The organism is Cellulophaga algicola DSM 14237, from assembly GCF_000186265.1.
Classification (GTDB): Bacteria; Bacteroidota; Bacteroidia; order Flavobacteriales; family Flavobacteriaceae; genus Cellulophaga; species Cellulophaga algicola.
The window spans coordinates 3,329,665-3,345,415 of sequence record NC_014934.1 but is presented as its reverse complement, the minus strand read 5'-3'; the positions used below and the strand labels follow the sequence as shown (position 1 = coordinate 3,345,415).

The following is a 15,751-nucleotide window of genomic DNA, read 5'->3' as shown; positions in this document are numbered from 1 at the left end:
ATCTAAATTAATCTATTCTGAATCAAGAAAAAAATCCTTCTTAAATCCTATTAAATACAATTTGCTTTTAGCCCTTGTAATTGCGGTATATAACCAACGCATATTTTCTTTATCCATTCCATTTGGCATATAGGGCTGCTCCACAAAGACAGTGTCCCACTGGCCTCCTTGTGATTTATGACAGGTAATTGCATAAGAGAATTTTACCTGTAATGCATTAAAAAACGGATTATTTTTTACCGCTAAAAACTTTTTATATTTTGATGTTTCATTTTCATAGTCCAAAAGAACTTCCTGATATAAACGATTACCATCCTCATAAGGTAAAGAAGGTGCCTCTGCTTTTATAGTATCTAAGAGTAGTACCGTATCAAATGGTTTTTGATTGGGATAGTCGACCATCTTTACACTTACTTCTGCAAACTTAAAAGAGTACAACTCCTTGATTGAAAAGATCTCTAAAATTTCAATAATATCTCCATTGGCAATAAATCCAGCTTCTGTTTCTGGTTTCAACCAAAAATAATTATTCTTGACCACCATCATGAAATCTCCTACAGATATTTCATTTTCTAGGTATAAAATTCGTTGACGGATGTTCTCATTATATAAGTTGGCTCGTTTATTAGAGCGCACAATAAAAGCAGTCTCTTCTTTTCCATTCTTAGCATAAGAATCTTCAATAGCTTCTAAAATTTCGTTTCCTTCAATAAGTCTAACAATATCTTTATAAGGAGTTACATCAAACTTAAAATCATCATAATACTCACTTTGTATTTGTTCCCGTAAGTTGGTAGCATTGTACAATATACCAGAATCACCAGATTGCCGTACTACTTCATCTAATTCTAAAACATAAACCTCTTTATTGTAGTTCAAACCTAGCTTACCAGCATCTAAAGCCGGACTAATATCTAAACGAACTGGAGGTAACTGCGCCGTATCTCCAATTAAAATTAATTTACAAGCATGACCAGAATATACAAATTGTATTAAATCATCTAATAAAGACCCATTTTCAAATAACTTAGAATCCGCAGGAGTATCAGGAATCATAGAAGCTTCATCTACAATAAAAATTGTATTTCTGTGTTTATTGGGCGCTAATATAAATTTGACCCCTCCTCCACTTTCTTTTTTAGGAAAATAAATCTTTCTATGTATGGTTAACGCTTGTGTCTTGGAATAGTTAGACATAACCTTGGCCGCTCTACCTGTAGGCGCCATCATAACGGTTTTCATATTTGTATTCCAAAGGTTAGAAACAATAGTCCCTATTATGGTTGTTTTTCCTGTCCCAGCAAAACCTTTCAGTAGATAAACACTATCTTTTTCTTTAGATAAAATAAAATCTGACAAATCTTTTAATGCATGACTTTGGGCATTTGTAGGAACATGAGGAAATTTCTCTTTTAGAATTTTATAAAAAGATGCAGAATCGATAGGTTTCATATATGCTCAAAGATAATGATGATTTTTAAGCACAAATACTTTTGTGATTAAAAAAAAATTGTAGATTTGTCATAACCACTTAAATTAATTAACACGAAAAAAAATGAAGATCGTTTTACAAATTATACTTTGGATTGCATGTATTGGCCTTGGGTATTTAATTTACAGTTCAGTTAATGCTCCAATTGAGTTTGCTAATGTGAAACAAGAGCGTTTCCAAAAAGTAATCAATTCTTTAAAAGACATTAGAAATTCTCAAGAAGCTTATAAAAGCGCTAAAGGAGAATATGCTAAGGATTTTAATTCATTAATTAGTTTTGTTGAAAATGGAAAGTATACTATTACACAACAAAGAGATACTTCATTTTTAGAATTTAACAAGCAATTTGGTATTGATATGCTTGTTGAAAAGAAGATTATAGACACACTAGGTTTTGTTTCTGTAAAAGATTCTTTATTTAAAAAAGATACGCGTTACAAGACAATGATGAATGTTCCTACTGCGTTAAAAGGAGAAAAGTTTACAATGGATGCTACAAAAATTGACAAGAGTGGATTTAGTGCAGCTGTATTTGAAGCTAAAGTTGCTAAAGAGGTTGTATTAGGAGATCAACCAAAAGATTTAGTAGCTAGAGAAAAAACATACATAAATGTTGAAGAAGTTAACGGTCCTGATATTAGAGTAGGATCAATGGAAGAGGTAAGTATCAATGGTAACTGGCCACCGATATATGATAAAAAAGACAGAAATTAATACGACAAACTCTGAATTGAGTTATAAAAAATTGTCCATTCAGATTAGTTTGAATGGACTTTCTTTTTGTGTCTTAGATTCAGTTGAAAATAGCATCATAGCACAAGAACATATATCTTTTGAGGAAGAAGTTATTCCTTTCCAACTTCAAAAAAACCTAAAAGAAGCACTTGAAAAGTTCGACATTAACAAAATGTCTTTTTCACATATTACCGTAATTCACAGAAATCCGCTTTTTACTCTAGTTCCAAAAGCACTTTTCAATCCAGACGAATTACCAAACTACCTAAAGTTCAACGCTAAGATTTTAGCTAATGATCATATTGCTTACGATGAGATTAAAAATTATGAAATCGTAAATATCTATGTACCCTTCGCAAATATTAACAATTATATATACGAACTTTTTGGAGAGTTTGAATATAAACACAGCGGAACCATACTTATTGAAAGCTTACTCAATAACTTCACCGGAGGAAAAGAAACTATTTGTTATGCCCACATTACAGAAGAACAAGTAGATATCACTGTAATATCAAATAAAAAATTATTATTTTTCAATAGTTTTACCTTTAGTACTAAAGAAGATTTTATTTATTATATCTTATTTACTATTGAACAATTAAAATTAGATACTGAAACTATTAAACTTAGACTATTTGGAGCCATTGAAGAAGGAGATGAACTTTATAATCTAACGTATACTTATGTAAGAAATGTTGATGTTTTTATTCCATCAAACCTTTCTGAACATATCGACAGTCAGCATAAAAAAACAATTGATTTCACTACACTAAGCGCTTTTTAATGCGAATAATATCAGGAAAACACAGAGGAAGAAAACTGACAGCACCATCAAAATTACCCGTCAGACCAACAACAGACATGGCCAAGGAAGGCTTGTTTAATATTTTAAACAATAATTATTATTTACCCGATATTTCTGTATTGGATCTATTTTCGGGAACAGGAAATATTGCCTTTGAATTTGGCTCAAGAGGATGTGATAAAATTACAGCGGTAGATGCTGATCAAGGATGTGTAAAATTCATAACTGAAACTACCGAAAAATTAGAATTATCTATATCCGCATTAAAGAGTGATGTATTTAGCTATTTAGAGAAAACAACTGCGAAAAACGATATTATCTTCGCAGACCCTCCATATGATTTACCTATAGAAGATTTTGAAAAAATTCCAACTTTGGTGTTTTCAAGAAATCTACTTCTAGCTGACGGGCTTTTAATTGTAGAGCACTCAAAACATACCGATTTATCTAAATTGCCAAACTTTAGTAAACAAAGAAAATACGGAGGTAGTGTATTTAGTTTTTTTGAAGCAAATTCTTAAAACAGAAATACCATTTGTAAGTTAACTTCGTTTACTTACAAAGTATAATAGACAAAAAATCAACCAATGAAAGACTTTAATTTTCCAATTAAATTTGTTTTTAAAATATCATCATTTGCAAATGATTTTACTGCAACAGATGCCTCTGGACAAACTGTAGCTTATGTAAAACAGAAAATGTTTAAACTAAAAGAAGCCATTTCTATTTACGAAGATGAATCAAAATCAAAAGTAATTTTTAAAATTAATGCAGATAAATGGATAGATTTTTCCACTGCTTATAATTTTACAGATGCAGAAGGCAAAGAATTAGGGAAAATTGCAAGAAAAGGTTGGGCTTCTATTTGGAAAGCAAAATATGAACTTATTGATCAGAGTCAAAAATTACAATACCATATTCGTGAAGAAAATGGTTGGGTAAAAGTATTTGACAGTATGCTTGGCGAAGTTCCTGTTCTAGGAATGTTTACAGGTTATTTATTTAACCCATCCTATATCGTTACAGATCTAGAAGGCAATAAAGTAGCACGTTTAAAGAAAGAAGCTTCTTTCTTTGGAAGAAAATTTGAAGTCTCTAAATTAACAGATATTGATACGGATGACGAACAACGTATTGTTTTAGGATTAATGATGATGGTTCTTTTAGAAAGAAGAAGAGGATAAAAAAAAGCAGGTCGTAAGCCGGATTCTGTGACCCTTGATATTCGTCAAGGGTTTCTTATCATTTATCTAGACTTTTAGTTACCTAAAAGCTCAAACCGCCTACCCTTCAACACGAGCGTGCAGCCCTTAAAGCTGATATACATGACGTTTCACCGTATAGAGTTTACCTGGTTTCACTACAGCATTACCTGTACATTCTTTCTGTTGCACTTGTCCTCCCCTAGTAAACTAGAGTGACGGGCATTACCCGCTATACTGCACTTTGGTGTCCGGACTTTCCTCGTTTTGCATAACACAATCCGCGATAAGATGACCTGCTATTGGCAAAGGTAATTTAATTGTTGATAAATTAAGTGCTAAAAAAATATAAATAACACTTATTCTCCTAAGCTATTTTTATATTTGTAATAACTGTGCAAAACAGTATCATAATTTTTTAAAAAATAATACGTATTGGAACCTTTTGTAGTATCGGCACGAAAATATAGACCTCAAACATTTAAAGATGTAGTTGGGCAACAAGCCATTACCAATACGCTATTAAATGCTATAGAGAATAACCATTTAGCACAAGCTTTATTATTCTGTGGCCCAAGAGGTGTAGGGAAAACTACTTGTGCGCGTATTCTAGCTAAGAAAATTAATGAAGACGGCTCTCAACATAGCGATGAAGACTATGCTTTTAATATTTTTGAATTAGATGCTGCCTCCAATAATTCTGTTGATGATATTCGTAGTTTAACAGATCAAGTACGCATACCACCACAAGTTGGTAAATACAAAGTCTATATTATAGATGAGGTTCATATGCTTTCACAATCGGCATTTAATGCCTTTTTAAAAACATTAGAAGAACCACCTAAGCATGCTATTTTTATACTAGCAACTACAGAGAAACATAAAATTATCCCAACGATTCTATCCCGTTGTCAAATCTTTGATTTTAAAAGAATTACGGTTAAGGATGCTGCAACCTATTTAAAATACATTGCAGAAAACCAAGGGATTGAAGCTGAAGATGACGCATTGCATATTATCGCTCAAAAAGCAGATGGCGCCATGCGTGATGCTTTATCAATTTTTGATAGAGTAGTTAGTTTTGCTGGTAAAAAACTTACCCGAAAAGCAGTTACAGAAAATTTAAATGTTCTTGATTACGATACGTATTTTGCAGCCACAGATTTAATTCTAGCACATAATATTCCTGGATTACTGGTTCTTTTTAATGAAACCCTTGCAAAAGGTTTTGATGGACATCATTTTATTACCGGACTAGCATCTCATTTTAGAGATTTAATGGTATGCCAACACGCTTCAACGATTGAGTTATTAGAAGTAGGTGACGATGCTAAAAAATTATACTTAGAACAATCTAAAGTTACCTCTGCCAGTTTTCTAATGAAAGCAATAGACATAGCCAATGATTGTGATATAAAATATAAGTCCAGTAAAAACCAAAGGCTCCTAGTTGAGCTATCTTTAATGAAATTATCCTCTATCGATTACGATGGAGAAAAAAAAAATCCTAATTCCGTAGGCAACGCAGATTATATAATTCCGGCTTCTTTTTTTAAAAGTGAAAACTTTAAAAAAGGAACTGTGAATACTTTTAAAGCAAATCCTGATGCTTTAGTCACCACCAATGAATTACCAAAAATTGTAGACGAAAAGATTGATGCGACTACTCCTACTTCAAATACCCCTAAAGAAACAACAGCAACAGATCATACAGAAACATATATCCCTCAAGAGAATCTAACTAAACAAAAAGTAGAAGAAGCTACTCCTGATAGCCTCAAGGACCAAAAAAAACCTGTAGAAAAGTTATCCATTAATAGTCCAAAGAATAGAGTTTCTGGACTATCCTTATCTAGCCTACGTTTAAAAAAGGAGCATCAACTCAATAAAAAGGAAACCGTTATTGATGAAAGCAAACTCCCAAGATCTCCTTTTTCAGAAGAGGATATGCAAAAACATTGGGCAGACTTTGTTCATAAGATTGATATTGATGGGCGTAAAATATTAGCGTCTAACCTCAATAGCGACACCCCAAAACTAAGAGATAATTTTACCATTTGGATTGAACTCCCAAATGGCACTATGAAAAAAGAAATTGAACGGGAACAGTTCGATTTGATGGAATACTTACGTTTAAAATTAAACAATCACTTTGTAAAATTACAAATTACCGTAAACGAAACCACCTCTACCAAATTCGCATTTACTCCTGAAGAGAAATATGAAAAACTAAGAGCTAAAAATCCAGCGATAGACCTTTTAAGACGTGAGTTTGATTTGGATTTATAGCTGCTTGTTCTATCTAAAAAAAACACCCTGTTCAAGGTAATTTTACGTTGAACCAAAGCTTATACTTATTACATAATACTTAAACAAATGCTAGGATTAAAATTACCAACAGACCCAAGATGGGTAAATATTGTTGAAAAAAATATAGATGAAATTTTAACCGATCACGCTTATTGTGAGCAAAAAGCAGCAGCAACAGCAATATCATTAATTGTATCTTTTCCTGAGTACACAGAATTAGTACAAGAAATGGTAGCCTTAGTTCGCGAAGAAATGGGGCATTTTAAAATGGTTCATGATAGAATTATTGACCGAGGTCAGATTTTAGGCCGTGATCGTAAAGATGAGTATGTACTAGAGTTAATAAAGTTTTTTCCAAAAGGAGGAAGCAGAACTACTCAACTGGTGCACAGATTATTATACGCCGCACTTATAGAGGCCCGTAGTTGTGAAAGGTTTAGATTGCTATCTGAAGAATTAGAAGACAAAGAATTGGCCAACTTCTACCATAAATTAATGATTAGTGAAGCTGGCCATTACACCATGTTCCTTAAATTTGCCAGACAATACGGCGACCGAACAGAAGTAAATCAAAAATGGGAAGACCTTCTAGCTCACGAAGCTAATATTATGAAAGACCTAAGTAAAGGCGAGAGTATCCACGGTTAAGGTTTCTTGCCATTCGTATCATAATACAAGGTTTTAATTATACCATCAGATAATCCGATTTTAGGCACGTGTATTTTTTTAGCTCCACTCCATTTTGCGGCAGACAAAAATATTTTTGTAGCAGGAATAATAACATCTGCCCTATCAGGATTTAATCCTAATTCAGAAATTCGCTCCTCATAGGTTAGACTTTCTAAAAAGCTATATTGTGCTTTTAACCAAATTGAAGACAAAGGTTCTCCTTCTTTTCTACCAGATATTTTGTGCAATTTATTGATGTTACCACCAGAACCTATAATGGATACATCTGGAATATTCTTAACGTGTTCTTTTACCCAATCTTCTAATTTCTGCCAAGTAGCTTCTCCTACCATATTATTAAGTAAACGAACTGTTCCTAACTTAAATGATTTTGAAACCTGAATTTTATTTTCTGTAAATAAGGTAAACTCTGTACTCCCCCCTCCAACATCAATATACAAATAGGATTTATCTTTTTGCATTAATTGCTTAAGATCTGTAGAAGCAATAATAGCAGCCTCTCGTTTACCATCAATAAGCTCAATAGTTATATCTGCCTCATCTTTTACGCGCTTAATAATCTCTAAACCATTATTAGCTTCGCGCATTGCAGAAGTTGCGCAAGCCATATAATTTTCTACACCTGCAACGTCCATTAACAACTTAAAAGCTTTCATGGTACTAACAATACGGTCCGCATTACGATCCGTTATTTCTCCAACGGTAAAAGAATCTTCTCCTAAACGCACCGGAACCCTCACTAAAGCACTTTTGCGAAAAAGCGTTACTTTATTCTTTTCTTCTATAATATTGTGCGTTAATAATCGGATAGCATTTGATCCAATATCTATAGCTGCAAATTTTCTAACTTTCAATAGTTCTAGTATTTTACGATTCTAATTTTGCTTTGTAATACTCATAAAGCGCAAATTGAGAACGCACTTCTGGTCCTTTTATTTTTTTGTACGCATTATCTTGCTTGTCCGAAAACACCCTTGCTTTTAAATTATCACTCCATGAAATCTCGAAAGTATCTATAAGCTCTTGCTTAATATCTTCATCATAAATAGGGCACCCTACCTCTACTCTATAATCTAAATTTCTCGTCATCCAATCTGCAGACGTAATAAATATTTTAGGATCGCCATTATTAGCAAAGATGAAAGATCTTGGGTGTTCTAAAAATTTATCTACAACGCTTATAGCTTCAATATTTTCACTCATTCCCTTTACCCCAGGAATTAAGCAACAAATACCCCGAATAATAAGTTTAATTTTAACTCCTGCGTTACTGGCTTCATACAACTTATCTACCATCTTGTAAGATGTAAAGCTATTCATCTTTATTTTAATGTACGCCTCTTTTCCTGCCTTTGCATTTGCAATTTCTGTGTCTATAAGTTTTTTAAAGACATTTTTAGTATAATGCGGAGAAACAATTAGATGTTTGTATTTATTAATCTTATAGGTCGTTTCAAAAAAATCGAACACCTTATTCAATTCTTTTAGGATTTCATCCTTAGCCGTAAACAAGGTATAATCGGTATAAATACGAGATGTTGCTTCGTTAAAATTACCCGTACTCACAAAACCATAGCGCTTTATGATATCATTTTCTTCACGCTCTATTAAACATATTTTACTGTGTACTTTTAAGCCTGGAACACCAAAAATTAACTTTACTCCTTCTGCTTGTAACTGCTCTGCATATTGAATATTTGCTTGCTCATCAAAACGTGCTTGTAATTCTATTTGAACAGTAACTTGCTTCCCGTTTTTTACCGCATTAATTAATGATGCTGCTACTTGAGAATTATTAGCTAGACGATAAACCGTAATCTTAATTGTTTTTACTTTAGGATCTAAAGCAGCTTCTCTTAAGAATTTAATGATATAAGAAAAAGTATGATAAGGTGTGTATTGCAAATAATCTTTTGTCGCAATACATTCAAAAAGACTGCCTTCCATATTTAAACCCTTAACTGGCAAAGGTTTAATTTTATCATATAATAAATCCTGCCTACCCAAACTCGGGAAGCCCATATAATCTCTACGATTATGATACCTACCTCCAGGAATAACACTATCCGTACCTTCTATATTCATTTTATCCTTTAAAAAGTTAAGCGTATCTTTTGCTATACTTTTATCATAAACAAAACGAACTGGATCACTTGTTTTACGGTGCTCGACACTACTAGATATTTTTTCGATAAAACTCTTACTCAAATCATTATCCATATCTAATTCTGCATCACGAGTAATTTTTATCATGTGAGCTGAAATTGACTTATATTCGAACATATTAAATATGTTTCCTAAACTATATCGGATAAGATCATCTAAAAGAATTATATAATCTTTTCCGTCTTCTCTAGGCAAAACAACAAAACGATCTATTCCTTTAGGAATTTCAATTAAGGCATATCTATTTTCAGACTTTCTATGATCTGTTTCTGCCTTTAAAACCATTTTTATGGCCAAATAAGCGGCAGTATCCTTCAAAACAGGAAACTCACGCAAATCGTTTAAAATGATTGTCATTAAGACTGGACTTACTTGATTTGCGAAATAGGTTTTTATAAATTCAGATTGGCTTTCTGAAATTTCCTTTTCATTTATAATATATATGTCCTTCGTTTCAAGTTCATTTTCTATTTCACCTAAAATCTTAAGACTTTCCGTTTGTTGCTTAATAACGATGTTCGTAATTTCTTCTAATAAATCTTTCGCGATTTCACCACCAAGAACACTTTTACCTGTTTTTCCTGCTTCTACAATTCGTTTTACGGTTGCATATCTTACTTTAAAAAACTCATCTAGATTATTAGAAAAAATACCTAAAAAACGTAGCCTTTCAATTAAAGGCACTTTTTTATCAGCACTTTCTTGCAATACACGCTTATTAAACTGTAACCAACTTATTTCTCGGTTTATATATTGATTCTTATTTTTTATCATTATGATCTTAGCTGTTTAGGAAATAATATTTTTTGAGTAATCCCTTTACGAATAGCCTTCCAATTTTCTACCTCAAAATTTAGCTGTACAAAACCTGCCGTAGGCACATTTTCAATAAATTGACTCCCTAATGTATTTGCAATTTCGGTAAAGGCATGATTATGACCAAAAATAAAAACAAAATTGAGGTCATTATTTAATTCTTTTATAAATTGAAGTACAGATTCTCCTGAAAAATCATATAAATCATTTGAAATCTGAAATTTATGCAATGGAAAACTTAAGTCTTTAAGTGTAATCATAGCAGTATGAAGTGCTCGATTGGCAGGACTAGAATAAGAAGCATCTATCTTTAAGTTTAATCCATGAATAGCTTCTGCTACCAAATGCGCATCCTCTATTCCACGTTCTTTTAAAGGCCTATCGTTATCTGAGACTGCATAATCCCAAGTAGATTTACCATGACGCATTAAATAAATAGTTTTCAAATTTTTATAAAATTTAGGTGGTTAAAGCTGTAATTTAAGGTGCTAATCTATCTATTCTCCAGTCTATATCTTCTAAAGAAAACCGTATCCGATCATGCAACCTGTTGGGTCTCCCTTGCCAGAATTCCATTGAAACAGGCTTAACAATATAGCCTCCCCAATTTTTAGGCCGCAAGATTTCTTTGGTTACGTATTCTTTTTCGAGTTCTTTTAGTTTTTCTTCCAGGACTTCTCTAGAACTAATAACAGCACTCTGCTCAGAAACTATAGCACCAAGCTTACTACCATCTGGACGAGAATCAAAATATCCATCAGATAAATTTTCTGGAATTTTTTCCGCAATCCCTTTTATAATAATTTGACGTTCCATAAAAGGCCAAAAAAAAGAGATACAAACTTTAGGGTTGGCCGCAATCGCTTTCCCTTTTTCACTATCGTAATTGGAATAAAAAATAAAACCTTCGTGGGTATATTTTTTTAATAAAACGACTCTACTCTTTGGAAAACCATCTAATCCAATTGTAGAAACGGTCATAGCGTTGGGCTCATCAACACCTTCTGAAGCTTCGGTTTCATAAAACCATTTTTGAAATAACTCCATTGGGTTGTCTGAAATACTAGTTTCAGTGAGTTCGCTTTTCTCGTATGTTTTTCTATATTCTCCTAAATCTTTTTGCATCCTTATCTGCTTAACATCAACTTACACAAAGTTCTGAAAAAGATACTAAAACAAGATGGTTCTTAAACTTATTTATACACTAAATATAAAGTAGTAGAGGTCAGTAGCTAACTTCGTATCTTGATACTCAGTAAATATATTAAATTATGGATATTTTCAAGGGTCAAAATCTTCTAGAGTTCTCTGATTGCTTCAAAACGGACAATGATTGCAAAGAATATTTAGCAAATATTAAGTCTAAAACCCCTTTTAAATGTTCTAGATGCAATCATATAGCCTGTCAAACACGTGCTGATTTCTCTAGGCAATGTAATATTTGTAGACATACAGAATCCGCAACAGCAGATACATTATTTCACAAGGTAAAGTTTGGTGTTCGCAAAGCATTTTTTATTTGTTTTGAGATGGCTACAAGCACGAAAAGCTTATCTGCAAGTTATATGGGAGTACGTTACGGAGTAACAGAAAAAACAGCTAGACTTTTTATGCTTAAGGTCAGAGAAGCTATGTCTTCGAGTGGGAATAATCCTATGGACGGAGTTGTTCATGTAGATGAATTTGTTTTAGGGGGCAGAGAAGAAACAAAAGTTGGCAGAAGCTACAATGCTAAGAAAAAGAAGGCGGTTACAGCTGTTCAGCTTACAGAAGATGGAAAGGTAAAAAGAATGTATGCTATGAAAATAGATGATTTTTCAGCACAATCCTTACAATATATTTTTGTCAACCATATCAGCCGAAACGCAAAGATTACTACAGATAAATGGAGAGGCTATAGTCCTATTGCAAAGGCTTACGACATCACACAAATAGAAAGTAATGGAGGGTTAAATTTTAAAGCGCTTCATACAATGATACATCAGGTTAAATCTTGGATAAGAACAACTTATTCTTGGGTTAGTGACAATAATTTAAATAGATATTTCAATGAATTTTGTTTTAGAATAAACAGATCTCAAAGTAAAGCTACAATATTCAATAATCTTATTGTTAAAATGGTCAATAATGATAAAATCAATCAAGCTGAATTAATAAGTAATTAACTACTGACCTCTATAAAGTAGATTAAAAGTTAAACACCTTACCATCATCTGCTAATAAAACTTTATCAAAAACCTCCAGAGCCTCTTCCTTAAATAAGTCTATTGATTTGTAACGCGTAGAGTAATGCCCGAGTATTAACTGACCCACATTGGCCTGTTTCGCTATAGCAGCAGCTTCTTTTGCCGTAGAATGCTTGGTTTTAGGCGCGAGTTCTGCCTGTGTTTCTAAAAAAGTAGATTCATGATACAGGACATCTACCCCCTTAATCAAAGGAACAATATCTGGCTTATAGGCTGTATCACTACAAAACGCATAACTTTTTGGTTTTGGAGGATCAAAGGTTAACTCATCATTCGGAATTACCCGACCATCATCTAAGGTAATATCGCGCCCATTTTTAATATTCTGATAGTAACACACTTCAATCCCATAACTTTCTACCGCTTCAATATCTAAGGTTCTAGAGGATAGCTTCTCTTGAAATAAGAAACCATTGGTATACACTCGATGATTTAAAGGGATTGTTTTCACAGTAACCTTATCATCCTCATAAATTAACTCAGACTCTTTTGAGGTCAATTCATGAAAAATTAATTTATAATTTGTCCATGAGTTTCCTAACTTTAGGAGAAGATTTATAGCTTCTTCAATTCCTTTAGGCCCATAAATATGCATTTCTGTATCTCTTCCCAACAAACGAAACGTTGACACTAATCCTGGTAATCCAAAAAAATGATCTCCATGAAGATGTGAAATAAAAATATGATTGATTTTAGAAAATCTGATTTTATGCTTTCTTAATTGCACTTGAGTACCTTCTCCACAATCTATCAAGAACATCTGATTTTTTATTTCAAGAACTTGAGACGTAGGATTCGTCATTGTTCTAGGAGTGGCGGCATAACAACCAAGTATCGTTAATTTCATAAAAAGTTATCTAGTGCAATGGAATATATGTTTTAGCTTCTTCAGCCGTAAATTTACTTTTAAATGTAAAAGCATATGGTGTTTCACCATGTTTTTGAAGATACAATAAGCGTTCTTTTGCCTGTTGCAATGTTGGTCGTATTTCTTCTTGCACGTACCAAAATGCCATATGCATTTCTTTCATTTTATGAAACCACTCTTTTTTTCGTTTAAAAATTTCTACATGCTCTGACGCATAGGTAAATTTAAAAAGTGCTTCTATATTCTGCCAAACAGACATATTCACTATCATAAAATGATCATCAAAAACTTGGATAGACGTTGCCTTATTTTCGCCTTCAATTAAACGCCAAACAAAACCTTTGCTGTTTTCCGCTAATGCATTTATATTATCTAAATTGTCCACAAAATCTACCATCACAGGACTATCGATTTCATCTATCATCTTCGCTATATTTATTTGAGCGAGATAACTCATATCCCTAAGTCCCGTTCTATTTCTTCCATTTCAATGATATCTTTTGCTTCCTGTATAGTAGGTGCTATAGAAATAGTAGTAGGAACATCATCGTAAGAAACAACATCTGTTACCAATACAAAAGATTTCTTTGCTTTCTTATGGGTATTTGAAATATCTAAAAATTCTAACAACTCGTTTTTAGTTATTTCAGTAAAAGAAAAAAGATTAATAATGATATGATCATTCTTAATTTTCTCATATCCATTTGTTAGGTTCTCTAAAAATATTTTTAAAGTTGCATTTTCCTGAAATACAATAGTTATATTTTCATCTTTATCAAAAATCATAAGTTCTATTTTATTTTTGAAGCTAATAAATAAATCACTGCCATACGAATAGCTACACCATTTTCTACTTGGTTTAATATTATAGACTGGTTAGAATCTGCTACTTCACTTGTAATTTCTACCCCGCGGTTTATAGGTCCTGGATGCATTATTACAATCTCTTTGTCTAGACTATCCAACAACTTTTTATGTACTCCAAATTGTTGCGTGTACTCTCTCGTGGTTGGGAAATAACTAATATCTAAACGTTCATTTTGTATGCGCAACATATTAGCTACATCACACCATTCTAATGCTTTCTTAAGGTTTGTTTCTACCTCTACACCTAATGACGTTATATGTTTAGGAATTAATGTTTTAGGGCCGCAAACTTTTACATTAGCACCTTGTAACTTTAGTGCAAAGATATTAGATAATGCTACCCTGGAGTGTAAAATATCACCTACTATAACTACATTTTTACCTGCAACATCACCCAATTTTTCTCGTATAGAATAAGAATCTAACAATGCCTGCGTGGGGTGCTCATGAGCACCATCACCTGCATTTACAATAGCTGCCTTTACATGTTTAGATAAAAATATTCCTGCTCCGGGATTAGGATGACGCATAACCACCATATCTACCTTCATAGCTAGAATATTGTTCACGGTATCTATTAGGGTTTCTCCTTTTTTGACTGAAGATTGTCCTGCTGAAAAATTAATTACATCTGCAGACAAACGTTTTTCTGCAAGTTCAAAAGAAAGTTTTGTTCGGGTACTATTTTCAAAAAAAACATTAGCAATTGTAATATCTCGTAAAGAAGGTACTTTTTTAATAGATCTATTGATGACCTCTTTAAAATGATCTGCAGTTTCAAAAATAAGCTGAATATCTTGCTCTTTAAGATATTTAATTCCTAATAAGTGATCTACACTCAACTCGCTCATATGCTTATTTTTCCTATTCTATATTAAACTTTAAGTGGCAGTATTGATTAAATAGACCACATCTTCACCGTCGTTCTCTTTCCACTCAACCTTTACCTTTTCATTATTTATAGCATCTACCTGTCTACCTCTATAATTAGGCTGTATCGGTAAATGACGACTAAACCTTCTATCTATCAACGCCAGTAACTCTACATCTGAAGGTCTACCAAAAGATTGCAATGCTGTTAATGCTGCATTTATACTTCTTCCTGTATATAGCACATCATCTATGAGTACAACATTTTTATCTTCAATTAAGAAATTGATTTTAGTTTTGTTTGCTTCTAATGGTTTATCTCCTCTACGAAAATCGTCCCGGTAAAAAGTAATATCTAAAAACCCTAAATTTATATTTTTAACACCATAGTCCGATTGTAGAATATCGGTAAGTCTTTGTGCTAGAAATATACCTCGAGGTTGTATTCCTATTAAAACGGTATTCTCAAAATCTAAATGATTCTCTAAAAGCTGACAAGCCAAGCGATGCAGGATAATATTTATCTCTTTTGAAGAAAGCAATACTTTTTGACTCATGCTAAAATTTGTGTGATTACAAAAGTATCAAATTATCTTTTAAAATTTGATTCAAACAGAATAATCATTTTATACAAATTGAAAATTAGGCATAAAAAAAGCCCGAACATAAGTTCGGGCTCTT

17 protein-coding genes and 1 other RNA gene are annotated in these 15,751 nt (G+C 32.6%); 7 read left to right on the top strand and 11 right to left on the bottom strand.

The window, feature by feature from the left end:
* Window positions 1-12: 12 nt before the first annotated feature.
* Complete coding sequence (locus CELAL_RS14505; RefSeq protein ID WP_013551646.1) at window positions 13-1,452, bottom strand: ATP-dependent DNA helicase; 1,440 nt, start codon at window positions 1,450-1,452, stop codon at window positions 13-15.
* A gap of 103 nt (window positions 1,453-1,555) precedes the next feature.
* On the opposite strand from CELAL_RS14505, the gene CELAL_RS14500 reads away from it, so the two are divergent.
* The 4 genes from CELAL_RS14500 (at window position 1,556) to CELAL_RS14485 (ending at window position 4,219) form a co-directional block, all read left to right on the top strand.
* The gene (locus CELAL_RS14500; RefSeq protein WP_013551645.1) at window positions 1,556-2,206 is read left to right on the top strand and encodes a hypothetical protein; all 651 of its coding nucleotides are present in this window, start codon (window positions 1,556-1,558) and stop codon (window positions 2,204-2,206) included.
* Window positions 2,184-3,014 carry a DUF3822 family protein gene (locus CELAL_RS14495; protein ID WP_041557746.1) on the top strand — a complete coding sequence of 277 codons (831 nt, stop codon included), beginning with the start codon at window positions 2,184-2,186 and terminating at the stop codon, window positions 3,012-3,014. The genes CELAL_RS14500 and CELAL_RS14495 overlap by 23 nt, the downstream gene beginning before the upstream one ends.
* The gene (locus CELAL_RS14490; protein WP_013551643.1) at window positions 3,014-3,556 is read left to right on the top strand and encodes an RsmD family RNA methyltransferase; all 543 of its coding nucleotides are present in this window, start codon (window positions 3,014-3,016) and stop codon (window positions 3,554-3,556) included. The genes CELAL_RS14495 and CELAL_RS14490 overlap by 1 nt, the downstream gene beginning before the upstream one ends.
* 66 nt (window positions 3,557-3,622) lie before the next feature.
* Entirely contained in the window at window positions 3,623-4,219 is a 597-nt protein-coding gene (locus tag CELAL_RS14485; protein ID WP_013551642.1) for an LURP-one-related/scramblase family protein, read from the top strand.
* Here CELAL_RS14485 and rnpB read toward each other — a convergent pair.
* An RNA gene (gene rnpB / locus CELAL_RS21735) (RNase P RNA component class A) lies at window positions 4,219-4,540 on the bottom strand. The two genes, CELAL_RS14485 and rnpB, sit on opposite strands and share 1 nt — an antisense overlap.
* A gap of 132 nt (window positions 4,541-4,672) precedes the next feature.
* Between rnpB and CELAL_RS14480 the strand changes: the two genes are divergently transcribed.
* Window positions 4,673-6,526 (top strand): DNA polymerase III subunit gamma/tau, encoded by a 1,854-nt coding sequence (locus CELAL_RS14480; protein ID WP_013551641.1) that lies wholly within the window; start codon window positions 4,673-4,675, stop codon window positions 6,524-6,526.
* Window positions 6,527-6,613: 87 nt separating this feature from the next.
* Window positions 6,614-7,195: a tRNA-(ms[2]io[6]A)-hydroxylase gene (gene miaE, locus CELAL_RS14475; RefSeq protein WP_013551640.1), complete on the top strand. Its 582-nt coding sequence runs from the start codon at window positions 6,614-6,616 to the stop codon at window positions 7,193-7,195.
* Here the strand turns inward: miaE and CELAL_RS14470 are convergent.
* Genes CELAL_RS14470 through pdxH form a run of 4 tightly spaced genes read right to left on the bottom strand, consistent with a single transcriptional unit; the run spans window position 7,192 to window position 11,344 of the window.
* Entirely contained in the window at window positions 7,192-8,091 is a 900-nt protein-coding gene (locus CELAL_RS14470; RefSeq protein ID WP_013551639.1) for a Ppx/GppA phosphatase family protein, read from the bottom strand. The genes miaE and CELAL_RS14470 overlap by 4 nt on opposite strands.
* 13 nt (window positions 8,092-8,104) lie before the next feature.
* On the bottom strand, window positions 8,105-10,177 hold the full coding sequence (gene ppk1, locus CELAL_RS14465) for a polyphosphate kinase 1 (RefSeq protein WP_013551638.1): 2,073 nt from the start codon (window positions 10,175-10,177) through the stop codon (window positions 8,105-8,107).
* Entirely contained in the window at window positions 10,177-10,665 is a 489-nt protein-coding gene (locus tag CELAL_RS14460; RefSeq protein WP_013551637.1) for a SixA phosphatase family protein, read from the bottom strand. Before CELAL_RS14460 ends, ppk1 begins: the two co-directional genes overlap by 1 nt.
* A 34-nt stretch (window positions 10,666-10,699) precedes the next feature.
* The gene (gene pdxH, locus CELAL_RS14455; RefSeq protein ID WP_013551636.1) at window positions 10,700-11,344 is read right to left on the bottom strand and encodes a pyridoxamine 5'-phosphate oxidase; all 645 of its coding nucleotides are present in this window, start codon (window positions 11,342-11,344) and stop codon (window positions 10,700-10,702) included.
* Between the two features lie 146 nt (window positions 11,345-11,490).
* Here pdxH and CELAL_RS14450 point away from each other — a divergent pair, with 146 nt between their 5' ends.
* Window positions 11,491-12,384, top strand: a complete 894-nt coding sequence (locus CELAL_RS14450) for an IS1595-like element ISCal1 family transposase (protein ID WP_013548995.1) — start codon at window positions 11,491-11,493, stop codon at window positions 12,382-12,384.
* Between the two features lie 22 nt (window positions 12,385-12,406).
* Here the strand turns inward: CELAL_RS14450 and CELAL_RS14445 are convergent, their stop codons facing one another.
* The 5 genes from CELAL_RS14445 to pyrR are packed head-to-tail and all read right to left on the bottom strand — an operon-like array spanning window position 12,407 to window position 15,627.
* The gene (locus tag CELAL_RS14445; RefSeq protein WP_013551635.1) at window positions 12,407-13,312 is read right to left on the bottom strand and encodes a ribonuclease Z; all 906 of its coding nucleotides are present in this window, start codon (window positions 13,310-13,312) and stop codon (window positions 12,407-12,409) included.
* A 10-nt stretch (window positions 13,313-13,322) separates the two neighbouring features.
* Window positions 13,323-13,790, bottom strand: coding sequence for a DUF3291 domain-containing protein (locus CELAL_RS14440; protein ID WP_041557745.1), 468 nt, complete (start codon window positions 13,788-13,790; stop codon window positions 13,323-13,325).
* Window positions 13,787-14,119: a hypothetical protein gene (locus tag CELAL_RS14435; protein WP_013551633.1), complete on the bottom strand. Its 333-nt coding sequence runs from the start codon at window positions 14,117-14,119 to the stop codon at window positions 13,787-13,789. Before CELAL_RS14435 ends, CELAL_RS14440 begins: the two co-directional genes overlap by 4 nt.
* A 5-nt stretch (window positions 14,120-14,124) precedes the next feature.
* Window positions 14,125-15,051: an aspartate carbamoyltransferase catalytic subunit gene (locus CELAL_RS14430; RefSeq protein ID WP_013551632.1), complete on the bottom strand. Its 927-nt coding sequence runs from the start codon at window positions 15,049-15,051 to the stop codon at window positions 14,125-14,127.
* A 30-nt stretch (window positions 15,052-15,081) separates the two neighbouring features.
* Window positions 15,082-15,627, bottom strand: coding sequence for a bifunctional pyr operon transcriptional regulator/uracil phosphoribosyltransferase PyrR (gene pyrR / locus CELAL_RS14425; RefSeq protein ID WP_013551631.1), 546 nt, complete (start codon window positions 15,625-15,627; stop codon window positions 15,082-15,084).
* Between the last annotated feature and the right edge of the window lie 124 nt (window positions 15,628-15,751).